Raw genomic sequence first — 23,152 nt, forward strand, 5'->3', positions numbered from 1 at the left:
GTGAATTCATTAAGTAACGTTTCGCACTCTATATCTGTTTCATCATCGTCTTCCGTGGGTGGCTGAGGTGAATGAGAGAAAAACGAAGTTTTACAACGACTCTTTTGACTGAGTTCTTCATAGGCTTTGATAATAGTTACGTAGAGACTTGGATGGATATACAAGGAAAATACTGCGTTGCCTTCCAACATAAACTTCCGAATCAAAAGAAAGAACAAAAGATGCGTTCGAAGATGGAATATAAGTTTCTTTACGAGTATTAATCCAATTCCTGCCTATTGGCTGGGTCTGTATTTTATTTAATTATTTTACCTGGATTCCCGACGACCGTCTTATTGGCTGGAACATCCTTTGTAATCACACTTCCCGCTCCAACGATAGCATTTTCACCGATGATCACAGCTGGAAGGAGGGTCGCGTTATTGCCGATTTTGGCCCCCTTGCAAATAATGGGCCCCTGATGCTTATAGTTCCCCATCCCCATATACTTATCGTTTGAGGACGAACAGCATGGACCAATGAACACCTCATCCTCAATCACCATATCAGCAGTTATATAACAGCCTGTTTGAATCGTCACACGTCTGCCAATTTTTGTATTTGTCTCGACAATAGCATTTCTGCCAACAATACTGTCCTCTCCGACAATGACCATTTCGCGAATACTAGATAAATCCCCCACAAATACCCCATTCTCAAGGGTCACATGGCGGTAAATCACACTATTGCAGCCTATTGTTACATGATCCTCTATGATTAGTGGATTGAGTATTTGTCCGGGCTTTCGTGTCATTTTTTTATTCGAGGACGTCGTCTTACCTAAAACGGTCAGATCGCCGATTTGCACGTAATTGCCAATGATCGTATCCTTTTTTATGACTACATGATGACCGATCGAAACGTGATTACCAATCACGACATTCTCTTCAACAACAACGTTCTCCCCCAGCGTAACGTCATTACCAATTTTCGCTGTTGCATGAATCATTCCCTTGCTCCTTTCTTTTGATAAGGAATGATGAAACAGAACTTCACTGATTCCTTAAAGTTTCCGATAAATTTTTATTAATTTATCTGTAACCCGTTCAGCCGCATGATAGGTTTCCACGTACTTTCTGCTTGCTACACCAATATCATGACGTTTTTTCGGATTCTTAATTAAATCTTGTAATACATCCTTCAATGTTTCTGGTGTTGCTTGCACAATCGGCAGGTCTTTAGGAAACTTCCTACGGACATCATCACGGATAAAAGCCACAACAGGTTTGCCCATCGCCATCGCTTCAACACTGAACATTCCATAGGTACCACATAATAACTGATCAATGATGATATCCGCTTCTCTATATTTAGCGAGCGCCTGATCGTGGCTCATCTTTTCAAGAAGTTGATAGGTGAATTTACCTTTTCCTTTGAGCTTCTTTCTGAGCTTCTTTATTGCTGCTTCGATATGATCAGAGCCTTTAAAAGCACGGTTCGTCGGGGCGTGGATAATAAGCGGATTTTCTTTATCGATCGATGGATATGAGACAGTAAAATCCTCAACATTACATGCAAGCGGGAGAACATACACTTTTTTATAGTAGTCTTTTACATAAGGATAGGCCTCATAATCTTGTACAATGGCGGTATCAATGTGCGCTGATATTATTTTTAACTGCCTATCAATTTCCTCATCGGAGAAATAAGTGGGAGGAAGCTTATAGGGATTTAACGAACCAACCATTTTTTCCGTGCGTACATCACTCCCCCAATGATGCATGACCATCTTCTTACCTAATTTTTTTAATAGTCCCAGATCAGAGAAATCATAAAAAAATGTATTTGCATTATGAAAGTGGATAATATCGCTTTTTTGCACTATAAATTCAAGATCCTTCAGAATTTCAAAAGCGTCGGAATTAATGATTTCGCCTTGATAGTTTAAATAGGTGTGAAAGGTATTATATCCTGCCGCTTGATGATCCTTTTTTCTTAATTCCTTACAAAGAATCCCCATTTGACCTGCTATTTCAGTTGATGCATGGACAATTTTCATATACATCTCTCCTTCCGCTATAGTATATTCACGGAAGAAAAGTTGGTCATTTCTTTTTCTATAATTGGGGAGATGCGTACTCACCGTTAATCCTATGATACATACGCTGTACTAGGATAAAAAAGAAAGGATGGGATATGCTTGTCACTATTTTTGACTGCAGATGAACTAGGAATCCAAAATCATCTGTGCTTGCTCCCATATGGAGAAAAGAGTGAGAATCCAACTTGGACAACAAAAAAATTAGAGCCGTATCTGCATTATCTAGAAAATGGCGTGAAAGTCGATAGAATGTTCAACGGCCTTATTTTTCAGGCGATTAGCGGAAGAAAGAATCATTATCTGTATCCAATGTATGCTTATCTAGGTCAGGAAGCAGAAAAAGTAGATTGGAACCTAGCGATAAGCAGACTCTTTGAAAGAAAGGTCAACTTTGATGCAGTTGCCAGAAACACAGCCGCTGGAGAAACAACAGACATATGGGTAACACTGCCTTACCCAATGCGTACGCAAACGGGGTTTGGTCGAAGAGAGTTGAATTTCAAAATAGAAAGGGACCGTTTCTTGGCCTTAAAATGGTGGATCCGTAAATTCCTTAGACGATGGAACCGGGCCACCCATCTGCATGACAAATTAAATTTTCGCGGCTTTGTTTGGCCTCGTGCGTCAATCGATGAGATTGATGGAAAACTAGTCAGGAAAGTAAACGCCTATATCCGGCTGAAAGGATACATGTCACTTTGGCTCCAGCAATACGGATCTGCAGGCTGTATAAAGTGGCAACGGTTCGGCTTTGATGCGGCCTGTTCCCATCCCAATTTTTATGGAGCCATGGGGCCTGACCATAAATGGATTAATACTGCCACTATTTTTGCCGAGCATTATAATACAGGTATTCAAATCACTGCAGGCAAAGGAGCAATGTATAAGGATAAACTGCTGCTTGATTATTTAGATTACGGGTATGATACGGGATATATGGAAAAAAGCCTTCTTGTCTATCAATTTCCTTTTCAAACGATGCAGGATCTGATTAAGCAGCATCCTGATGAATATGCGCTGCTTCATTCCTTTATCAATAATTCGTATAAACCGGCAAGGAAATCTTCCGCTATCCGGAGAAAACGCCGCTCAAAGAAGAAGGTTTCCCGATAAGAATGGAGAAAGCTGATGGCCATGACCATCAGCTTTGTTATTCGGAAGTTATACCTTAATATTTTCATAAATCTTAAGCAGCTGTTCCGCCACAACATCGTTAGTATGATAGGTTTCTACATAACGACGGCCTCTGATCCCCAGCTCTCTACGCAGGTGGGGATTCTCCAATAATTGCTTCACCTGCTCATCAAGCAGGTCAGGATTGGTATTCACAATCGGCAATCCGGCAGGAAAGGTTGAAACGAGATCTGGCCGAATATAGGTTAAAACCGGCTTGCCCAACGCCATTGATTCGACACTCAGCAATCCATAGGAGCCGCACCGAACTTGATCAATGATGATGTCAGCCTCCTCATAAAGCTTGATGACCTCCTCATGCTTCATCTTTTCAATCCGGCGATAATGAAAATCGTACTGACCTTTTAATCGTTCAATCGCTTCCTCTATATAGTAAGTCCCCTTAAAGTCAGGATTTGTCGGAGCGTGAAGAATCAAAGGTCTATCCTTTTGAACCGATGGATAGGATGGCTGAAAAGAGGCTATTTCGATGGCAATCGGGACCACATGCACTTTTTCATAGTATTCCTTCACATAGTCATATACCTCATAATCCTGAACAATCGCTTCCTTGATATGTTTGGAAATGCGCTTAAGCTTTGCATGGATGATTTCATCAGGAGGGGAATCCCCGGTATAAACGTAAGGGTTATTGCGTCGGGCTTGGTCATGAAAACGAACATCGTTCCCCCAATGATGCATAATCATCTTTTTTTTTCGTTTCCGAATTTCCGATAAATCTGAGAAATCGGTTGATAGTGTCGTGCCATAATGAAAATGAAATAAGTCATAGGTATCCAGAATTTCTTGATATCGCTCCTTCAGGCCCTGTTCATCTGTATTAATCAGATGATCTGTATACTCTAAATAGGAGTGAAAGGTATTATACCCAACAGAACAGTGCCCCTTTCTCTTCAGGGCACTGCTCAATACTCCCATTTGGCCAGCGATTTCGGTTGTACCGTGAAAAATCTTCAACCTATCCCTCTCCTTTTAGCCAGTTATAGGTCTTTATAATCCCCTCGGTCAAAGAATGGGTATTTTTCCAATTTAACTCCTGCTGAATTTTAGCAGCAGAAATGCATCTTCTTTCTACTACATCTACCTTCCGCTTTGGGGCAAATGCAAGCCTTGGCTCTGCTCCACTTGCCTTTTGCACCTCATTTGCCAGATTTAATATGGTTGTTTCAATTCCAGAACCGACATTATAGACATTACCGATCGCTTTGCCGTCAACTGTTGCTAGTATAACCGCATCCATTGCATCTTCAACATAAGTAAAATCTCTGGTTTGACTACCATCGCCAAATATCGTCATCGCCTCATCACGAAAGGCAGCTTCAAAAAATTTTGCAATAACACCGCAATAGGGGTTCGTTGCTAATTGACCCGGACCATAAACATTGGAAAACCTTAAAATTGTCACTGGTAATTTGTACATTTGATAATAAACCTGGCAATAATGCTCCATTGAGAATTTGCTGGCTGCATACGGCAGCTTGATATTATAGTAAGATTCAGGTGTAGGCAGTGTGGAGGCGTTACTATAGATAGAGGTTGTTGAAGCATAGATGAACCGTTTTAACTGCGGACAGCAGGCCTGTGACTTTTGCAGCAGCAAATAACCACCATAAAGGTTCGTCATAAAGTCATCAGTCATATTTTCAACGGATAAAATGAGATTTTTGCAGGCAAAATGAAAGATATACTCTACCTTTGGAAGAACTTCTTCAAGGACTTTTTCATTTGTTATACTTTCTTTATAGAAAGTCACTTTTTCTGATTGTGGGATAGCTGCGTGATTTCCAGTTGATAAATTATCAATAATATAAATATGCTCCGAGATTGGCAGCAGCCGTTTTACTAACTGAGATCCTAGAAACCCTGCTCCGCCGGTCACCACTACTTTTCCAAGATTCATAATTCACTTTCTTCCTTTCTGTTCATATCGGAGGTAGAAAATGACGGGAATGGATAGGACATCGTCTGTTTAGCCAAATAGGACTGGTATATCGAAAAAATAATTTCAAGCGCTTTTTTCCCTTCTGATCCATCGATCAGTACATGCTTGTTCTCAGACTTCACTGCCTCAATAAAATTTTCATACATATACACCTGTTCCATCCTATTCTCGAGCAGCTGCTCTAATTCCTCGAGCTTCGTATCCTCTCCTTCAATATGCCAGCGCGAAATCTGATTGAGCGAGGGGCCATTAAGGACAATCGTTCCTTTCTCTCCAAAAATGGATAAGGAATAACCCATGTTAGCAGGCTTCGTGACAATATTGGCCTCAATCATGCCCATTGCTTGATTCTGAAAATGGATAATTCCCAAGGCGACATCCTCTGTTTCTTTTACCTGTGAAAAATGACCGATTTCCCCATAAACAGTTTGAACATCGCCAAGAAACCATTGAAGTAAATCAATAACGTGGATGCCTTGATTAATTAACATTCCTCCGTCACTGGCCCATTTACCTCGCCATGCCGTTGATGTGTAGTAGTCCAATGTACGATTGATCCGTAACGATGCTACACCTAGATAAAGGCTGCCGAGCTTTCCGGAATCAATTATTCCTTTAATGGTTTGCATAATCGGTCGAAAGCGGAGCTGATGACACACCATGAGCTCCCGTTGTTGTTGGACAGCCAAGGCTACTAATTCATTCGAATCTTCGATTGATAGGGCCATTGGCTTTTCGAGCACAACATGCTTGTTTGCCAGCAGCGCCGCCTTTGCCATTATCGCATGCAATCCGGAGGATGAAGTAATAATGACCGCATCAACAGTAGAATCCTTTAGCAATTCTTGATAGTCCTGATAGGACTTAACCAAGTCCTCTTGACCTGACATCGTTAGATAATATTGTTTCATTTCCTCCATACGTGCTTCCTGCAAATCACTAACAGCTGCTAGCTTTGCTTCTTCACAGCTGGCTAATGCCTGGATATGCTTACTCGAAATAAAACCGCAGCCAATCAGCCCAAAGCGAACGGTCATTTAATTTCCTCCTTCCTGACGTAGGATGGAAACAATTTGATCCTGTTCCTCTTCCATTAAGAATGGATGCATGGGGATTGCAAATAACTTTTCCGATAACCTTTCTGCCACTGGAAAATCTCCCTCTTGATAACCAAGTCCACTGTAAACTTCTTGTAGATGGAGACAGCGTGGATAATAGACACCGGATTGAATGTTAGCCTTGGCCAAGGCTGCCATTAGCTCCGCACGTCGATCCGATTCCAAACAATATAAATGATAAATATGATCGTCTGCTTCCTGCGGTATCCTTATATGGACCGCATCCGCAAGCAATTGGCGATACCGGTCTGCCAACGCTCTTCTTTTTCCATTCCATTCTTCAATGTTAACAAGGTTAACCAGCAAGATGGCTGCGTGCAGTTCATCTAACCGGCTGTTATAACCAATTCGATCATGATAATACTTTTGGGCCGTACCATGAGCTCGCAATTTGCGAATCTGACTAGCCAACTCTGAATCGGAGGTTGTAATCATACCTCCATCTCCCATTGTTCCTAAGTTTTTCGTTGGGAAAAAGGAGAAACAAGCAGCATTCCCCAACCCACCGACAGGCCGGCCCTTGTAGGACGCTCCAAAAGCCTGACATGCATCCTCAATTACAAATAATCCATACTTTTTTGCTAATGCATTGAGTTCATCCATATCGGCGGGTTGTCCGAATAGGTGAACAGGAATAATGGCCTTTGTAGCGGAGGTTATTTTTTTCTCTACTTCCTTAGGATCGATGTTGAATGTGACTGGATCGACATCGGCAAAAACAGGTGTTGCTCCGACACGTGAAATGGCCTCAGCACTGGCAAAGAAGGTAAATGGTGATGTAATTACTTCATCACCCGCACCAATTCCGTATCCATCTAGAGTCAGCACTAATGCATCCGTACCGTTGGCCACCGCAATTGCATCTGAAACACCGAGCCGCTTCGCGATTTTTACTTCTAGCTCACGCACTTTTGTTCCTAGGACGTATTGGCCTCTTTCAATAACGGCATCGATTTCCTGCAAAATTTCATTTTTTACACTTTGAAATTGACGTTTTAAATCTACTAGGTTTATCATAGCCTTCCCCCTTCATCTCTAAATCAATTAAGTTAGTAATTTTATTTTCACAGCTAATCTATGACATTCCTTTCGATATGGAAACGGCTTGCAACCATGTATCCTGTCCAATTTTTTTATGAAGACTTGTCATTTTTTGAAATAAACTTCACCTAAATTTTAATAGTTGGATACCTGTCCATTCCATTCTCTTTCTCTTTACATATTTTAACTTGTATTTAAATTTTTCAGACAAGGAGCGTTGTAAAATGGAAAGCCATAATTCACAAAAGGAAAGGGATAAAATAGCGGTTATTGGTCTTGGTTATGTAGGCCTGCCCTTGGCTGTCATGTTGGCTGAAAAAGGCTTTCGGGTGATTGGAATTGACCGGGATGCCAATAAGGTAACCATGCTTCAACAAGCTCGCAGCTATATAGGCGATGTCAGTGACAGTACATTAAAGGCCTTGGCCGACACCGGGCGTTTCCAGTCAACTGGTGACTTTGATAAATTGCAAGAGGTAAATTCGATTATTATTTGTGTACCAACACCTATTACTGTTCAGAAAACCCCCGACCTCACCTATATTATTAGTGTCGGGAACGACATTCAGACGCGGCTGCATAAGGGGCAGCTTGTCATTTTGGAAAGCTCTACTTATCCAGGGACTACAACAGATGTATTATTGCCTATTCTTGAAAAAAGCGGATTAACAGTGGGGGAAGATTTCTTTTTGGCCAATTCCCCAGAACGGATTGATCCCGGGAATGACCGCTATCGGGTCGATGAAATTCCTAAGGTATTAGGGGGGACGACGGAAAATTGTCTAGAAAGAGCTTTGTCTTTATATAGCCAAATCTACAAACAAGTTGTTCCTGTTTCTTCAACCGAGGCCGCCGAATTAACGAAGCTGCTAGAGAATACTTTTCGGTTTGTGAATATTTCCTTTATTAACGAAATGGCCATTCTTTGTGACCAATTAAAGGTGAATATTTGGGAAGTCGTAGCGGCTGCATCCTCTAAGCCCTATGGTTTTACTCCGTTCTATCCCGGGCCAGGAATTGGCGGACATTGTATTCCGGTTGATCCATTCTATCTGCAATGGAAGCTACAGGAAATGAAGACAAGTAGCCACTTCATCAGCGTATCAGACTTCATCAATACACGAATTATCCAATATATCGTCTCTCGGACAGAAGAACTTCTAAAAACCAAACCACTCTCAACGGCCAAAGTTCTTCTTTACGGAGTTACCTATAAAAAAGACGTAGCCGATATTCGTGATGCACCAAATTTACAGATCATCGAGCAATTGATGGAAAAAGGGGCTGCAGTCTATTATCATGATCCATATATACCTTCTATTAAAGTAGCAAACAAAGACTTCTCCAGTATTGAATTGACAGATGAGCTGATCAGCAAGATGGATTGCGTCATCATCCTAACGGATCACTCCGTCCTGCCACTTGAACAGCTTTTACAACAAGCCCCGCTAGTGTTTGATACAAGAAATGTGACCCTTGGAAAACAGGGTAATGCAACAGTTGTCCGGCTTGGTGATGGGACGGTCCTGTAAGCTCAGCCTAAACTGATTCCATTAAGTTGCTAACAACATCGGCAAGCCGATGCTTTTTATTTTTCTATAGAAAAAACTCAAACAAAATCGAGGACACTAAAAAACTTATGTTTTTTGTCATTTTAATCTTAGGTGGATACAAAAGGCCATTTTCCGTATGCGTTCTAGTCGGAAAATGGCCTTTTGCCTTTTCTTTTTTATTTAAGATTTTCACGATTCGCTTGATGTTAACTGCAATTATCGCTGTGGCTCATTGAGTTTCCATACCAAATAAACCAGCAGATGATATCGTTTCGTACCCTTGTCTATGTTATAACTCACTATTTTTTGCCTCAATTTATATCGAGAGCTGTTCCTTAAACTCTTCACTGTTTTAAAATGCTTCTTGTTTCTTATGTTCAGATACTAACAGCACTCCAATTATCAAGGTGAGTTCTAAGCACAGTGCAGAATTTAACGATAAATCAAATATTACAGAAAATTATATAGTGATAATTGGAAGTAGAAGGGTTTGTCAAATAAAGTGTGTAAGTCCACTTTATTCAAGGTATTTTAACACCAACATACTTCTTTTCGACTTCTGTTAATTCTGTTAGTGCATACTCAATAGATTCTGCCATTACTTGAAAGCCTTTTATTTACTTTTTAGAAGGTGCATAAAATATGATGCGGTTACTAGAAAAGAAAATTCACAAGATTTATTTTTCCCTTAATGTAGTTAATCCCTATCAAATTGATCATCTAAGTATTATAGATCAAATAGCAGATTTACTAGGATTTTCTATCCATTATTATGATGAACCAAGTGAAGCAAATAATTGTGTCGGATCGTCTGCATCTAGACTCGAAAAGAAGGGCACAAAGCTCCCTTCATCCGCGGTTTGAAATGCGTTATTGACTTTGTGTTGACCAGAAGAGTTCTTCCGTGGGCCTTTTTTCAATATTTCATAGACATGGGAATAGACCTATCAGACAAGTGACGATTTTTCTCTCATTTTATGCGTTTGTCCAATGCACTTATTAAAACCTACATATAGTATTTTATGGGTTTGTATTAATACATCCCAAATTCGTTCAGCGGAGGTGTTTAGTATGGGAGGAATGGGAACTGGATTTGCTTTGATAGTAGTATTATTTATTTTGCTTATCATTGTAGGAGCTTCTTTTGTTGGAGGCGGATATTAATTACTTCAGTGTTTACTTCGTTGAGATTCAATCGAATTTAAGTGGCAGTCGAACCTGAAAGCCACTAGAATAGCCAGTTCATAGGTAATCAAATGCGCCTTGGCGTATTTGCGCCCAGATTTTATCGAGCTCCGCTCGATAAATTTCCTCTGAAAATCTGTGGCATCCGCCGGAGGCTTTAACTTTATTCAGCCGGGGTTTGAACCCCCACTGAATGGAATACCAATAGGCATTCATCTCACCACTTACAGAAGTGGGAGATTTCTGCTGAATGAAGTTAAATAAGTGGAGCACACATTTTTTTGTCCACATGTCCCTATTCGTTTTACACTTACCCGGATAATTTGTATTAGTCCTGTAAGGGGGGATATTTATGTCCTACGGCTGTGGGAAAAGATGTGGGTACGGCGGTTATGGGTATGGAGGTGGTTACGGCATGCGTATTTCCTTTGTGTTAATCGTGGTGCTTTTCATTCTGTTGATTATTGTCGGCACAGCATTTATCCGTTACTAGCCTCTTAAGGAATGAAGCAATAACCGGAACAGATTCCGATTCCATTTCGGCTCATCTTAACCGCTAGGAGCGCTTCATTAAAGCGCTCTATTATCCGTTTCATGGTATCTATACTATTTTAAAAACAAGAAAAAGCCCCCTACAATGAGGAGGGATGTGTAATGTTAAATGGAGGCCAGATTATTGGCTTTTTATTTTTATTTAATCCCTCAACTTTTTTTAGCTGCTGCGTATTCTGCACGGCCGTACCTTTATAGTTTTTGATAACGTGTTTGACAGCAAGCTTTACAAAAAAACCCGCTTTATTCTAGAAAGATGCTAATACGTTGTTAAACAAGCCTCCCATCGTTTAAAGTAATGTTGTTCTACAACTGGCGCAATACATAGGCGGAATATTAGATATTTGTTCCTTTAACCTACCAGCAGGCATTGACAAGGCCCCCAGAATATTTGAACTTCAATTCTTCCTTTGGCCAAACATCAATTAATTTTTTAGGCAATCCCCTAATTCAACAATTGGATCCCATGGTAAAACTTCTATCCGGATAACAAGTTAAATAGAATATATAGAAAAACAAATTAAGGAATGATTGGAAATGAAGAGACCATTAAATCCTGAGGATCTTTTTGAATTAAAGATCGTTAGTGATCCGCAAATATCCCCTGATGGAAAGAGCATTGTCTATGTCGAAACAAAGATGGATCGTGTTACCAATAAATATTACAGCCGCATTTGGTTCGTTTCCACTAGCGGAGAAACCGAACCGCAACAATATACATCCGGTCCTGGTCTAGATTATGCTCCCCGTTGGTCCCCAGACGGCAAATGGCTAGCTTTCGTATCCACAAGGCGGGGACACTCTCAACTCTGGATCATGCCCAGTACAGGTGGCGAAGCCGAACCGCTCACTAATATTCGATACATCGGCGGAATTCCTGTATGGTCTCCGGACAGCCGTACCATTGCTTGTGTCGTTCACGTCGGTCCAAAAGGCCCAGAAGAGAAGCATGGTCGAAAAAAAACACCAAGACAACGTTTTTCAGAAGATGTGCTCGTCATTGATCGTCTTGAGTATAAGTTGGACACCACTGGTTATTTAGTCGGGAAACATTGGCACCTTTTTACTATCCCTGTCGTAGGTCCTGATCGCGGTAAATTCCAGCAGCTCACGTTTGGCGACTACAACTACTCTTCCCCGGCATGGTCTCCCGATGGACAATACATCGCAGTAGCCGGTAACAGGACACCAGAACGTTTAGACCTCGCTTTAGTCAATGATATTTGGGTGATTGCTGCTACAGGGGGAGAACCTCACCGGTTAACCCGAAGTCAAGGGCCTGCCAACCATCCAGCATGGTCCCCTGATGGACAAGTGATTGCTTATGTTGGACACGATCGGAGTTACGGCAGTTATACGAACCCAGGCATTTGGATGGTTGCTGCATCCGGGGGAGAGCCATGGGAATTAACTAACGGCTTCCCCTATCCCGTAGGTGATAAATCAATTGGGGACATCCGCGGTCATCAGGAGCCTTCGATTAGCTTAACTTGGGCTCCTGATGGTCACAACATTTATACATGTGTAAGTAAGGCCGGAGCCGTTCATCTTTGGCGCTTTTCACTTCCAGATAATCAAGCAATTCAAATGACCACTGGGAATTCAGTCATTTACAATGTAAGCTTTACTCTGGACACTCGTCAGGTGGTGATGGCCATTACTACAGCTACGCTGCCAAATGACATCTGGGTTGCTGACATCTCTAATGAAACGATTACCAACAAACGTCGTCTAACAAGAGTGAACCAAGATTGGCTCAGTCAGCTTGCCATTTCCGAGCCGATCCGTTTTTCCTCACGTTCGGCGAATGGTCCGGAGGTCGAAGGTTGGATTCTTTATCCGCCTGGGAGGATGTCTGCACGAAGTCTAATTCCTGCGATCCTGGAAATCCACGGTGGACCGATGATTATGTATGGCTATGTCTTCTTCCTTGAATTCCAACTGCTAGCTTCACAAGGTTTTGCCGTGATTTATACCAACCCTCGCGGGAGCATGGGCTATGGACAGGAGTTTGTCGCAGCTATCCGAGGCGATTGGGGAAACCATGATTATATGGACTTGATGGCGGCAATGGACTACGTTCTTTCGAAGGGATTGCTCGATCCAAACCGTCTTGGTGTTGCGGGCGGAAGCTACGGTGGTTATATGACTAACTGGATCGTCACCCAAACCCACCGTTTCAAAGCTGCCGTCTCGATGAGAGGCATCAGCAATCTGTATAGTTTATTTGGTACGTCAGACGGTGGATTTTTAAAGGCCGATGAATATAGTGGGCCACCTTGGGTGTTTCCGGAAAAGTATATGAAGCGCTCGCCAATCAAGTATGTGGCCAATGTTCGAACACCGCTCTTAATCATTGGAAGCACCCACGATTTTCGAGTTCCTATTGAACAGGGTGAACAATTTTATACTGCCCTGAAGTTTCAGGGACGTAACGTGCGCATGGTCCGCTTTCTCAATGATACCCATGAGCTGTCACGTTCTGGAAACCCCTGGCATCGGGTGATTCGACTGGAACATATTCTAAGCTGGTTTCAGAAACACCTTAAGTTGACTACTGGTACAAATAATAAATAAGGAAATAAAACATAGAAGACGTTCGGACCCGCGCCGGACGTCTTTCTTTATATTGGGTTTGGTTTTTAGAATCCAATTTGTTGAAGGAATCAACATCGTAGTACAGTGAAAAGACGAAACTTACGTACAAGTTATTTTATGAAACATTCTAGATGTCATTGATATTTCTAATTTCTTTCTGATGGATCAAGAATAGTCCAATAAATTTCGTATGATTAGCCATGATTCTCTATGGAACACTCACAAATAGTACAGGATCTATTCTATTGTTTAAATTTTGCGAATATCCATTCCGAATCATGATTTAATCCCCCTACTTATAATTTCTAAACAGGATGCTATTCGTGTAATGTGTTTCTCCTTGAAAAAATTCTATCTAAATGTATTCAATGAAGGGAACTTCATTCCAAATATATATACATGATTTTAATGTCACAAACAAGATCGGGTTCTTTAAGTTTTAAAGCAGGTGCTTCTTTCTATTCCATAGTCATATCCTTCATCATTTTTGCTTGAATGTCCTTAAAGGTATCAGTGCTAAAAATGCTTTGAGCTTTTTTCTCTAATTCATTTATGATTTCATCATTTTCTAGTAATACCTCTCTTATCCGCTGTATTAGTTGAAGGGCGCTTGGTCCAGTGACTTGCTTGGCAATTCGTTCGAGAAGAACCTTCGCATCAACTGAAAATTTAGGGACGAAGCTAAGACACATTACCATATTGATCTGAAGGGCTTTGCTATATTCCTTTGTAAACGCACGGCGAACACCACCTCTTACACCTGCATAACCATATGAAATCTCGGAAACAGCCCGATAAAAAAGAATCATTCCATCTGCATGACTTGATTCCGGATTTAACCGAAATTCACTCACTAAAGATACTAAACGCTGTACTATAAGTTTAGCCGACTCCATTGTTTGCCACCAATCCAACAAATGATGCTGCTCCTCCGCGCTTAATTTCATGTATTGTGAATTTGACATTTTTCATTCCCCCTTTATGCCCTTACAAGCGTGGAATAGCTTGTATATTCTCGATCCGTTTACGTATGGTTTCCCATTCAGGACCCAGTAGAGTCCGACCGAGTCTGATCGCTTCTTTGATTCTTTCCCCAATTTGATGATTTAAATAGCGGCTTTGCTCAACCAGATAAAAAACATCGGGATTTGCTCTTTTTACAGCCAGTTCAAAATTAGGGCTTAATTGTTTTAGGCTGATACCAAGTGTATCAAGGTCGAACACCAGCATTTCCTTTACTAAAGATAAGGATTCACCTTGTCGAATCCGATGAATCGTTCCTTGTACCGCATCAAAACCATAACCGATATCTGCAACAGAAGCATGGTATGGATTCAATCCCGGTGCAGCCCGCATGGATGGAATAACTCGAAATCCTGTAGTAATGGAACACACTACTTCTTTTGCAGCCATCCCTTTCTCTAAGGCTGCATGAATGGCTTCAAGATAAGAATCTGTTTGACCGGAATCCATACCCTTGAAGGTAATTGTCATTGATTTGTCCCTCCTCTTTGTAATCTATAACTATGTACTGGGATCCTTGAAAATTTATATTATGTACTAAGATACTTGAAATTTATAATTGTGATTAGGCCTATTCAAGCAACGTTTTCTCCGAAGGGAAAGTCTTTATATATTGTCGATTTTGGAATCTTAAGGAGCCCGTCCTCAGGAAAAAAGCCAATCCGTAAAACCGGTACTTTTTGGCGCGTTAAGAAGGATGAAAGACAATTTCGGCGTATCCATTGCCTTGGATACATACCTGAAAATCAGGTACAAGCCTGATTTATTGATTGCCTAACTATAGATGCACCAATATCTTTGCCGTTGACTTTGCCCTTAGGGTAAGGTGTATAAAAGAATTGAACAAAGTATCGATATTTAAAGTATTTAATCCGAATCAAATGCGCCTTGGCGTATTTGCGCCCAGATTTTATCGAGCCCCGCTCGATAAATTTCCTCTGAAAATCTGTGGCATCCGCCTGAGGCTTTGACTTTATTCAGCCGGGGGTTGCCCCCACTGAATGGAATACCAATATGCATTCAACTCACCACTTACAGAAGGACTTCTGCTGAATGAAGTTAAAAAGTGCTATTTTCCCAAGTCCCTCTCCATTCCTTCTTTCCCAATGCTAAAACCGACTTTCCCTATTATTTCAGCTGTTATATAGTCTTCCCGAGAAAAAATATTAGAGATTAGAATGGAGATGTATCATTTCTTGGACTTGATTACAGTTAGGAAATAAACTGAATAGAGAGTGAAATCCTGCGGATTTATGAGTGGAGAAAATAATTATAAAGCGATTAGAAGTAACACAAGTCTAGTACCGGCAAGAGAATGAAGAATTAATCGGTAAAAAGAAAAAGACTGAATCCATATTGGATCCAGCCCGAATTGTTATTGGTTTTGGATTTTAAAAACTTAATTAATAATGATGTGCTCCCGTCTCTTTTTTCTCCTCTTTTCTCTCTTCTGGTTACCGACTTTTCAACAGGAGATAGCCATACTTTTTTACTCAAACTTTATTTCCAAGTTGCAACAAACTTCATTTTGAATAAAGATTCATCAAAATAGAGTTAACTTTTAAAAAAAGTTTGATAAGAAACAGGTTACTTAGCAATAAAAAGAATGGTTAGGAACATTCTATCTCTAGAAGAGTCAAAATGGTACACAATTAGAATAATGAATAATATAACCATTCTCTTTAGACCAGTCCCATAAACCATTCCAAAAGTTTTCACATACATCAAGTATTTTTTTAGAGTCATACAGATGACCTGACATCACCATTTTGCAAAGTGCATCAAATCCTTCTGGCTTATCTGTAAAAGCTATGGCCTCGGGTAATACTTGAGTAGATGTCGTAAAATATCGTTTGTTGTGTAAGCCTAAAATCATCGCACCTGTAGTTGCTATTTTTATAGCCAAGGTAGGTAAGAATGTTTCCGGGCCTTGAATTTCTATATTTCTCAATTTACCAATATATTCGTACATTTCCTCAACTAAAGTTTTACAAATCGCTTCTTTAAAAATTGTATTATCCACAGAACTTGCTTTTTGTCTGAGCTCTTGGAAAAATTCTTCGGGATCATAAATTGGTAGTATAGAGAAAAATTGTCCATGAGTAAGCGGCCAATCATCTTCTACTGTAGTAGCCTCTTCTACAATATCTTCTGCACTATCCACGTTTACCTCTGCTTTCCAATCACCTGATGTCCATTCATAGCAATAACCATCTTCTAAAGAATTTAAAATACATTTAATTTCAATATCTGAAAATGGACCATCTGTTTTTCTAGCTAAAGAACCATAGATACCAATAGCTTTAACCTCTGAACCATATTTTTCTAATAATTGATTTGCTATCATAAAAGCAATTTTTATTCTCTCTTCTCTTGTAACTTTTCTTGGACCAATCATATACGTATCTCCTTTTTAATAGAAATATTGAATGAGATAATATATAAATGGTCAGGGAGGACCACGGGCTTAACGGGGGACTTTATCTGCTGTCATTTAATAACACCTCTCATAAAATTAAATACAATTTATTGATTATCAAATGCGCCTTGGCGTATTTGCGCCCAGATTTTATCGAGCTCCACTTGATAAAATTCCTCTGAAAATCTGTGGCATCCGTATTTGTAATATCTCTTTCTCGATTATACAAATTGGGGGGGTTAAAGAAAAGCAAACGTGTTAACGATAGCTGTTATAATAGCACAGCACCCAAATAGAATTACCCACCTTGCCCATTTATTTTCAGTGCCCTTACGTCTACTTATAAACAATGAGACAAAACTTATTATTAACACTAGTATACCCAATATCAGTTCTGATATAATTCCTATTTTCATTCCTTTTGCTCCTTTATTCATCGATTCAAACAGTTTTTGAATCAATCCCATCGTAATGTCCAAAAAGGCATCCGACTACCGAACAACCAGAACTTAATTCAATTCAATACGTTCAATATTCCGAATAGTAAACGCAACAATACCAAGAGCAATTACTGCCAAGGCCAGCGGAATGTAAATAATATTAGCCAATGAAAAATTCGGACCCATCGATTGGCTTGTCACACTAACGATTAAAAGTGAAGAAATAATCGTTGCTGGTGTCGAATATTTCCTCATCCCGAAATATAGCGGTACGAGTGCTGCTACTGCAGTCGTCAGGCTAAACATGATTACTTTTATTATCCCCGCAAAAAAATCGCTTGGAGTTAAACTGATTGTAGAAGTAAAGTGAAAGATTTGATTCAATCCAATAAAACCAATCATCACCACTATATGAGAAATTGTCATTGCAATGAATGTCATACAAACAATAAGAATCAATTTTGCGCTAAGGATTTTTTTACGATTGATTGGGTAGGAAAACATGATGTGAATCGTTCGATTCTTAAACTCCTGAATAATCATTTTTGAAATAAGTACTGCGGCAAATACGATAAAAACACCTCTAACACTTGCTCCACTTATCGTAAAAATTCCTGTCACATCTTTCATCATTTCGGTGCCTTCACTTTTTTCAATTACAGAAATCATACATAATAAACCCAGAATAAATATATTTGCAAGAATAGCACCTTTGACAAACCATCCTAACTTATTCTTTTTTGATTCAAGTCTTATTAAATGAAACAAAATAATCGACTCCTTGACTTATCAAATGCGCCTTGGCGTATTTGCGCCCAGATTTTATCGAGCTCCGCTCGATAAATTTCCTCAGAAAATCTGTGGCATCCGCCGGAGGCTTTAACTTTATTCAGCCAGGGTTTGAACCCCCCCACTGAATGGAATACCAATATGCATTCATCTCACCACTTACAGAAGTGAGAGACTTCTGCTGAATGAAGTTAATATGTTACCATTGATACTTGTTCTCTTTAGCCAAAAGTTAACTAACGACCTGATCTAACTCAACTTTTTTGATGAAATACTCTTCTAATGTTGTCCGTTTTTTATCAATAGACTCAATATTGATATCTTCAAGTATTAATGTCTTAGAAATAGAAGATTGAGGCACTTCTGTAGCATAGATGCGAATGGTTTGATCATCAACCACCTTAAAGTTATTAATACCTAATTTATCATGCAGCACCATAGCCGCTTTTCTTTGATTGCTCGTCACCAATTCTATGTACTCTGTATTACTCTCCTTTATCGAATCCATAGACGCCTCCTCCATCAGTTTACCGCCTTTAATGACACCGATCGTGTCTGCGATCTGCTCAATCTCACCAATAATGTGGCTGGAAAGGAGCAAGGTCATACCGTATTCTTGATTAAGCATCTTGAATAATTTTCTCATAGCCTTAATCCCTGCAGGATCCAGTCCATTAATGGGCTCATCTAGAATCAAGAATTCCGGCTTTGTGATGATCGCTCTGGCAACACAAAGACGCTGTCTCATCCCTAGTGAAAGTTCTTTGGGCAGCTTATTCTCAACATTTTCAAGCCCAACCCGATCCAAAGCATCATGAATCGCCTGCTTGCTATGGTATCCCATATAAGCACAATGCAGCTCTAAATTTTCGCGCGCAGTCATTTTCTCATAAAAAATCGGGTATTCGATCATACTGCCTATTCTCTTCAAGTATTCGAAAGAATCATGTTTGAGTGGTTTTCCGAAGATGGTGATCTCTCCATGTGATGGCTTAATCATATTAGTTAACATCTTCATAATTGTTGATTTACCTGAACCATTCGGTCCAAGAAATCCATAAATCTCACCTTGTTTAATATTCATCGTTACATTCGATACAGCATTATGCCCTTGGAAAGTTTTTGTTAGATTTCTTGTCTGTACAACATAGTCCATGATGCCCCTCCTTGTTTTCTAACTGGTTTCAGTCTAGCAAGCAGCCCTTGCTTTTTTCTGTCTTAATTCTTACGAAAATCTTAAGAAAACTGTGCGCTACTTATTAAGTCGTTTCAATGAAAATGTAAATGACGTTTTTTCAAATGGAATGGATTGTATGGAAATGTCTCCTTGCATTTCTTCAACCAGTCTTTTTGTAATAGTTAAACCTAGACCACTTCCCTGGAAGGATTTATTTCTTGATTCTTCAAGCGTGAACATACGTTCAAATACACGCTCCTGTTCAGTTTCATTAATTCCTTTTCCTTTATCGAAAACTTCGACATAGACCCTCGTTTCATCATGAAACACCTTTAAACCGATCATCTTGCCATCCGCACCATAGCGCAGACCATTTGAAATCAAGTTATTTAATACCCGGTTTAAAGCTTCCTCATTGCCGAGAGCAAAAACGGGATTTTCTGGTATCTCAATGACCACTTCCAACCCTTTGATTTGGATCCATTCATAGAACAATAGGATATTATTTTTACAAATCTCAGTTAGATTAACTTTTTCAAGCGGAATACCTTTATCACCGGATTCTAACTTAGCCAAGTCAAAAAATGTATTCATTAACGTAATGAGTTCTAATGTCTTACTTTGTACTTGTTGCAGCAAGCGGACTCTTTCTTGTTCATTAATGTGAGGCTGGTTCTGAAGCATTTCAATATAGCCTGCGATCACTGTTAGCGGTGTTTTAAGATCATGGGAGACATTCGCCAGCATCCGTTTCATAGAGGCTTTCATTTTTTTATACTGACGTACATTTTCTTGATAATCATCAACCATTTGATTTAACTGATCTAGCATTTCGATAAGTTGCCTATCATCTGTGACGATGAGAATTCTCTCACTTGATTGTGAGGCTTTCATCTGTCCAAGTTTATTTGTTATATAAGCGAGATTCTTGTTTCTTGCCTTCTTTGATTGATATTGATAGATTATACAAATAAGAAGGGCAATTATGACACAGCTTAATATAGTAGTCATTTAAAAATCTCCCAGCTTGTACCCGATCCCCCATATTGTTTTGATATAGGCTGGTTTCGATGGGGTATCCTCGATTTTTTCTCTTAGTCGGCTTATGTGAACATTAATAATATTTTCATCACCATAGTAATCGTCCTCCCAGACGGAACGATAAATCTGCTCTTTTGTAAAAACTTTCTTTTGATTTTCAAAAAACAAACAAAGAATCTTCCATTCCTTTGATGTTAAGTTGATCTCAATGCCGTTCTTTGTCGCACAATGATTCTCCGTGTCCAATTCAATCTCATGAACTTTGATTATTGTTGTATTTCGTTCTATTTGAGGAACTATGTACTGCGTGGATCTTCTTATAGCTGCTTTCACTCTTGCCGCAAGCTCAACCATTGAAAATGGTTTAGTGATATAATCATCTGCTCCTAAACCAAGTCCTAGTGCTTTATCCACTTCGCTATCTTTTGCTGACATAATAATGACGGGAATGTAACTCTTAGTCCGAACCATTTGAAGAAAGTCCATACCATTTAACTTTGGCAACATTAGGTCTAATAAAACCAAATCATAATGCTCATGCTTAAAGGCATTCACTGCTTCCTCTCCATCAAAAACACATTTAACATGAAAAGCCTCATTATTTAAATATGTTTTTACCATATTACTAATAGCCGGATCGTCTTCAACAAGTAAAATAGTTTTCTGCATCCAAAAGCAACGCCTTTCCTGTAATACTTTTATATAATACTTTTATATTCTTAATTTCCAAATTCAATCAATAGCATCGTTTCGTTTCATACAATCACTAGTTCGGTTTTATAATATCAATATAATTTAATAATAATTTGCTCTATGGGTACACATTGCATACTGTCAGCACTCGGCGGGCTATTTTTATTGATTATCGTATTTATTTCTTCAGAAGGAATCATAGTGAAACTACCATACTATATAATATTTGTAAAATGGATCATTTTACCTACTTGTATGGTTTTTGATATAATTACGTTCCTTTTAGAATGATGATCGGATGACCTCCGATTCTATTTCTTCTTTTCCCACCCTAAAATATTTGGAAAAATACTGAACACAAGAGAAAAGGTCTTGAAACTTACCGGACAAAGGAAGAATGGATATTGGATTAATAAAACCGATAGGATTCCTACCTATTTTCCCATAAAAAAAACCGAAGGCATGTCGGAGAACAAACAAGAAGAACCTTCGGGTTTGAAACATTATGTTTATTTAAGGGCCGTTCATTTTTATGAGGAATGTCATTATAGTACCAACGTATCTTTTGTCATTTCCTTTAATGCAACAGCATTGGGAAAGTATGAAAACTCTCGCTGAGTTTTTGAAATAGGGGCAAAGCCCTAAAAAGCGGTGTTATAATTAAAAGAACCGTAGTATTAAAACATTGGGAGGGGGGGACGCGTGCCCCAGATAACAACATTCTACTCTAGTCCCTTTCTAGCTATGCAAACTACCTTTTAACCAGGCGCGTGGACGGTATGGACCTACCGGGATTTGGATCAAGCAGGTTTTTCCTTTCGAATCAATCCTGTAAAGTTCATCACAATGGTTCGCATCAAACCCTAGCAGTGGATGCCCTCCCATCCCTAAAGCATTCGACATCAAGAGCAGGCGTTGCACGAGGATGCCTGCTTCCATCTGTTGAATGCGATATCCTCTATACCCCCATTCTTCTCTGAAGTGACCCCTTTCGCCAACGACATGCAAACAAAGCGGAACTTGATACAGATTCACATTAGGTATTGTTAATCCATTTTGTAAAAACTCCCGGTGATCCCCTTGGTTTATCTTTCGAAGTGTATGAGCGCTATTGTCATAAGAGTAGGCACCATCTGGAACTCCCTCTACGTTATAAAAACTGCCATACAAAGAAACACGAGTCTCAATATTCCCATTCGTTTCATCAAGGTCATTCTGATATGAGAAAGAAAGTGTTTCTTTCAATAAAGTGGATAGTTGTGTTTGACTCACTTTCCCTATCATAAAATCGATTTCAGGTGAATGCCGCTTCCTGCAAACGGATGCGAGATCGTACGAAAAGCTCTCCGTAAACGGCAGCAAGATCATCTCCGTACCCAAGGAATGTTCCCGACTATTATTTTTCCTAGTTTTCACAAATGACTTCGTTGTTTCAATCATTGAAGCTTTATTAATTTTTCTCAGCATCGGATAATCAATGACTCTCTTCGAACGGTTATAAGTAACATGCTTTAATAATGGCACTTCCCGGCACAATTCAGAGGCAGAGGCATCTTTTTCTCTGTGATGATTGTTGTCAACATAATTGTTCAACTGATTCATAGATAATGGGATCACCGCATATACACTTTCATCCTGATCGGTTAGCCCAAGCAAATGATTGATTGCCCGATCAAGAAATTGGTAGCATACCCACGAAGAGAACCCCATCCTATTGGCCACTTCTAACGACTGGCCAATTAACACACCTGCATCCAGCCCTTGGAGCCTGTAGGAAAAATTATTGTATTTATAGAAATTTTTCCAAAAAACCGTCGAGACAAAAACGGTGCAAAAACAATTTGGAATATGATGACCATTTTCCAGACTTCTGGATAAGTAGAAATCGTAATTTCCTTCGCGCACTAATATAAGGCGGTGATGTGCAACATCGTAATGGTAAATTCCCTCTGGAGCTTCTTCCAGCTTTATATACACGTACAATTCATTAGGGTACAGTGCCCCTCCAGAGGGAACAAACCTCCGTATCGACTGGGCTTTTCCCTCATAAAAAGCGGATTGAGAGTATTGAGTAAGCCCGTATACATACCATAGGAAATGACCAAGCTCCTCTAGTCCAGGCTTTAAATGTTCTCCCCTTCTCTCAAGTGTCAAGGGCACATCTGCGGTAAGCGGAATCTCTGGTAATCCCCGGTACAGTTTATAGGGCAGCGGTGCGTCTTCCCAATCCACCTGCCAATCCGGCGGAGAGACTTTTTCCGTGTCAAAATGCAGATGGTGCAGAAACGTTTCCAGCTCCACTCTTCA

24 protein-coding genes are annotated in these 23,152 nt (G+C 39.8%); 7 read left to right on the forward strand and 17 right to left on the reverse strand.

What is annotated here, in order from left to right:
* Positions 1-71: 71 nt before the first annotated feature.
* Positions 72-263, forward strand: coding sequence for a hypothetical protein (locus D5F11_RS25940; protein ID WP_120116139.1), 192 nt, complete (start codon positions 72-74; stop codon positions 261-263).
* A 32-nt stretch (positions 264-295) separates the two neighbouring features.
* Here the strand turns inward: D5F11_RS25940 and D5F11_RS04710 are convergent, their stop codons facing one another.
* Together D5F11_RS04710 and D5F11_RS04715 are read right to left on the reverse strand one after the other, a co-directional pair.
* Entirely contained in the window at positions 296-988 is a 693-nt protein-coding gene (locus D5F11_RS04710; protein WP_120116138.1) for an N-acetyltransferase, read from the reverse strand.
* A 54-nt stretch (positions 989-1,042) separates the two neighbouring features.
* Positions 1,043-2,038, reverse strand: coding sequence for a glycosyltransferase (locus D5F11_RS04715; protein ID WP_120116137.1), 996 nt, complete (start codon positions 2,036-2,038; stop codon positions 1,043-1,045).
* Between the two features lie 141 nt (positions 2,039-2,179).
* Between D5F11_RS04715 and D5F11_RS04720 the strand changes: the two genes are divergently transcribed.
* Positions 2,180-3,193, forward strand: coding sequence for a DUF4855 domain-containing protein (locus D5F11_RS04720; protein WP_185830504.1), 1,014 nt, complete (start codon positions 2,180-2,182; stop codon positions 3,191-3,193).
* Positions 3,194-3,241: 48 nt separating this feature from the next.
* Here the strand turns inward: D5F11_RS04720 and D5F11_RS04725 are convergent, their stop codons facing one another.
* Genes D5F11_RS04725 through D5F11_RS04740 form a run of 4 tightly spaced genes read right to left on the reverse strand, consistent with a single transcriptional unit; the run spans position 3,242 to position 7,351 of the window.
* Positions 3,242-4,231: a glycosyltransferase family 4 protein gene (locus D5F11_RS04725; protein ID WP_120116135.1), complete on the reverse strand. Its 990-nt coding sequence runs from the start codon at positions 4,229-4,231 to the stop codon at positions 3,242-3,244.
* Between the two features lies 1 nt (position 4,232).
* Complete coding sequence (locus tag D5F11_RS04730; RefSeq protein WP_120116134.1) at positions 4,233-5,174, reverse strand: NAD-dependent epimerase/dehydratase family protein; 942 nt, start codon at positions 5,172-5,174, stop codon at positions 4,233-4,235.
* Positions 5,171-6,253, reverse strand: coding sequence for a Gfo/Idh/MocA family protein (locus D5F11_RS04735; protein ID WP_120116133.1), 1,083 nt, complete (start codon positions 6,251-6,253; stop codon positions 5,171-5,173). The genes D5F11_RS04730 and D5F11_RS04735 overlap by 4 nt, the downstream gene beginning before the upstream one ends.
* On the reverse strand, positions 6,254-7,351 hold the full coding sequence (locus D5F11_RS04740) for a DegT/DnrJ/EryC1/StrS family aminotransferase (protein ID WP_120116132.1): 1,098 nt from the start codon (positions 7,349-7,351) through the stop codon (positions 6,254-6,256).
* A 248-nt stretch (positions 7,352-7,599) separates the two neighbouring features.
* Between D5F11_RS04740 and D5F11_RS04745 the strand changes: the two genes are divergently transcribed.
* The 3 genes from D5F11_RS04745 to D5F11_RS04755 all read left to right on the forward strand — a co-directional run bounded on the left by D5F11_RS04745 (position 7,600) and on the right by D5F11_RS04755 (position 10,092).
* Positions 7,600-8,907, forward strand: a complete 1,308-nt coding sequence (locus D5F11_RS04745) for a nucleotide sugar dehydrogenase (RefSeq protein WP_120116131.1) — start codon at positions 7,600-7,602, stop codon at positions 8,905-8,907.
* 663 nt (positions 8,908-9,570) lie between these two features.
* Complete coding sequence (locus D5F11_RS04750) at positions 9,571-9,792, forward strand: hypothetical protein (RefSeq protein WP_120116130.1); 222 nt, start codon at positions 9,571-9,573, stop codon at positions 9,790-9,792.
* A gap of 216 nt (positions 9,793-10,008) precedes the next feature.
* Entirely contained in the window at positions 10,009-10,092 is an 84-nt protein-coding gene (locus tag D5F11_RS04755) for a YjcZ family sporulation protein (protein ID WP_244861976.1), read from the forward strand.
* A 78-nt stretch (positions 10,093-10,170) separates the two neighbouring features.
* Here the strand turns inward: D5F11_RS04755 and D5F11_RS25945 are convergent, their stop codons facing one another.
* A complete protein-coding gene (locus D5F11_RS25945; protein ID WP_185830505.1) occupies positions 10,171-10,329 on the reverse strand; it encodes a hypothetical protein in 159 nt (52 codons plus the stop codon).
* A 136-nt stretch (positions 10,330-10,465) separates the two neighbouring features.
* Here D5F11_RS25945 and D5F11_RS27700 point away from each other — a divergent pair, with 136 nt between their 5' ends.
* On the forward strand, positions 10,466-10,606 hold the full coding sequence (locus D5F11_RS27700; RefSeq protein WP_120116128.1) for a YjcZ family sporulation protein: 141 nt from the start codon (positions 10,466-10,468) through the stop codon (positions 10,604-10,606).
* Positions 10,607-11,202: 596 nt separating this feature from the next.
* Positions 11,203-13,242: a S9 family peptidase gene (locus D5F11_RS04765; protein WP_120116127.1), complete on the forward strand. Its 2,040-nt coding sequence runs from the start codon at positions 11,203-11,205 to the stop codon at positions 13,240-13,242.
* 479 nt (positions 13,243-13,721) lie between these two features.
* On the opposite strand, the gene D5F11_RS04770 is transcribed toward D5F11_RS04765, so the two are convergent.
* The 10 genes from D5F11_RS04770 to D5F11_RS04810 all read right to left on the reverse strand — a co-directional run bounded on the left by D5F11_RS04770 (position 13,722) and on the right by D5F11_RS04810 (position 23,146).
* A complete protein-coding gene (locus D5F11_RS04770; protein WP_120116126.1) occupies positions 13,722-14,228 on the reverse strand; it encodes a hypothetical protein in 507 nt (168 codons plus the stop codon).
* A gap of 22 nt (positions 14,229-14,250) precedes the next feature.
* Entirely contained in the window at positions 14,251-14,757 is a 507-nt protein-coding gene (locus D5F11_RS04775) for a hypothetical protein (RefSeq protein WP_120116125.1), read from the reverse strand.
* Positions 14,758-15,153: 396 nt separating this feature from the next.
* A complete protein-coding gene (locus D5F11_RS25955) occupies positions 15,154-15,306 on the reverse strand; it encodes a hypothetical protein (protein ID WP_185830506.1) in 153 nt (50 codons plus the stop codon).
* A 616-nt stretch (positions 15,307-15,922) separates the two neighbouring features.
* Positions 15,923-16,684 (reverse strand): ANT(4')-I family aminoglycoside nucleotidyltransferase, encoded by a 762-nt coding sequence (locus tag D5F11_RS04780; RefSeq protein WP_120116124.1) that lies wholly within the window; start codon positions 16,682-16,684, stop codon positions 15,923-15,925.
* Positions 16,685-17,214: 530 nt separating this feature from the next.
* On the reverse strand, positions 17,215-17,913 hold the full coding sequence (locus D5F11_RS04790; protein ID WP_185830507.1) for an ABC transporter permease: 699 nt from the start codon (positions 17,911-17,913) through the stop codon (positions 17,215-17,217).
* Positions 17,901-18,074 carry a hypothetical protein gene (locus D5F11_RS25960; RefSeq protein ID WP_185830508.1) on the reverse strand — a complete coding sequence of 58 codons (174 nt, stop codon included), beginning with the start codon at positions 18,072-18,074 and terminating at the stop codon, positions 17,901-17,903. The genes D5F11_RS04790 and D5F11_RS25960 overlap by 13 nt, the downstream gene beginning before the upstream one ends.
* A gap of 92 nt (positions 18,075-18,166) precedes the next feature.
* On the reverse strand, positions 18,167-19,090 hold the full coding sequence (locus D5F11_RS04795) for an ABC transporter ATP-binding protein (protein ID WP_120116121.1): 924 nt from the start codon (positions 19,088-19,090) through the stop codon (positions 18,167-18,169).
* Between the two features lie 96 nt (positions 19,091-19,186).
* Positions 19,187-20,122 (reverse strand): sensor histidine kinase, encoded by a 936-nt coding sequence (locus tag D5F11_RS04800; protein ID WP_120116120.1) that lies wholly within the window; start codon positions 20,120-20,122, stop codon positions 19,187-19,189.
* Positions 20,123-20,821, reverse strand: a complete 699-nt coding sequence (locus D5F11_RS04805) for a response regulator transcription factor (RefSeq protein WP_120116119.1) — start codon at positions 20,819-20,821, stop codon at positions 20,123-20,125.
* A gap of 762 nt (positions 20,822-21,583) precedes the next feature.
* Positions 21,584-23,146 (reverse strand): SagB family peptide dehydrogenase, encoded by a 1,563-nt coding sequence (locus tag D5F11_RS04810; protein WP_120116117.1) that lies wholly within the window; start codon positions 23,144-23,146, stop codon positions 21,584-21,586.
* Positions 23,147-23,152: the final 6 nt, after the last annotated feature.

It is taken from the genome of Siminovitchia terrae (assembly GCF_003605405.2).
GTDB lineage: Bacteria > Bacillota > Bacilli > Bacillales > Bacillaceae_C > Siminovitchia > Siminovitchia terrae.

Excerpts from the sequence above, each read along its gene's own strand:
- D5F11_RS25940 (WP_120116139.1), top strand. The coding sequence starts at position 72 with ATGAGAGAAAAACGAAGTTTTACAACGACTCTTTTGACTGAGTTCTTC.
- D5F11_RS04710 (WP_120116138.1), bottom strand. The coding sequence starts at position 988 with ATGATTCATGCAACAGCGAAAATTGGTAATGACGTTACGCTGGGGGAG.
- D5F11_RS04715 (WP_120116137.1), bottom strand. The coding sequence starts at position 2,038 with ATGAAAATTGTCCATGCATCAACTGAAATAGCAGGTCAAATGGGGATT.
- D5F11_RS04730 (WP_120116134.1), bottom strand. The coding sequence starts at position 5,174 with ATGAATCTTGGAAAAGTAGTGGTGACCGGCGGAGCAGGGTTTCTAGGA.
- D5F11_RS04735 (WP_120116133.1), bottom strand. The coding sequence starts at position 6,253 with ATGACCGTTCGCTTTGGGCTGATTGGCTGCGGTTTTATTTCGAGTAAG.
- D5F11_RS04740 (WP_120116132.1), bottom strand. The coding sequence starts at position 7,351 with ATGATAAACCTAGTAGATTTAAAACGTCAATTTCAAAGTGTAAAAAAT.
- D5F11_RS04745 (WP_120116131.1), top strand. The coding sequence starts at position 7,600 with ATGGAAAGCCATAATTCACAAAAGGAAAGGGATAAAATAGCGGTTATT.
- D5F11_RS04750 (WP_120116130.1), top strand. The coding sequence starts at position 9,571 with ATGATGCGGTTACTAGAAAAGAAAATTCACAAGATTTATTTTTCCCTT.
- D5F11_RS04755 (WP_244861976.1), top strand. The coding sequence starts at position 10,009 with ATGGGAACTGGATTTGCTTTGATAGTAGTATTATTTATTTTGCTTATC.
- D5F11_RS25945 (WP_185830505.1), bottom strand. The coding sequence starts at position 10,329 with ATGAATGCCTATTGGTATTCCATTCAGTGGGGGTTCAAACCCCGGCTG.
- D5F11_RS27700 (WP_120116128.1), top strand. The coding sequence starts at position 10,466 with ATGTCCTACGGCTGTGGGAAAAGATGTGGGTACGGCGGTTATGGGTAT.
- D5F11_RS04765 (WP_120116127.1), top strand. The coding sequence starts at position 11,203 with ATGAAGAGACCATTAAATCCTGAGGATCTTTTTGAATTAAAGATCGTT.
- D5F11_RS04770 (WP_120116126.1), bottom strand. The coding sequence starts at position 14,228 with ATGTCAAATTCACAATACATGAAATTAAGCGCGGAGGAGCAGCATCAT.
- D5F11_RS04775 (WP_120116125.1), bottom strand. The coding sequence starts at position 14,757 with ATGACAATTACCTTCAAGGGTATGGATTCCGGTCAAACAGATTCTTAT.
- D5F11_RS25955 (WP_185830506.1), bottom strand. The coding sequence starts at position 15,306 with ATGCATATTGGTATTCCATTCAGTGGGGGCAACCCCCGGCTGAATAAA.
- D5F11_RS04780 (WP_120116124.1), bottom strand. The coding sequence starts at position 16,684 with ATGATTGGTCCAAGAAAAGTTACAAGAGAAGAGAGAATAAAAATTGCT.
- D5F11_RS04795 (WP_120116121.1), bottom strand. The coding sequence starts at position 19,090 with ATGGACTATGTTGTACAGACAAGAAATCTAACAAAAACTTTCCAAGGG.
- D5F11_RS04800 (WP_120116120.1), bottom strand. The coding sequence starts at position 20,122 with ATGACTACTATATTAAGCTGTGTCATAATTGCCCTTCTTATTTGTATA.
- D5F11_RS04805 (WP_120116119.1), bottom strand. The coding sequence starts at position 20,821 with ATGCAGAAAACTATTTTACTTGTTGAAGACGATCCGGCTATTAGTAAT.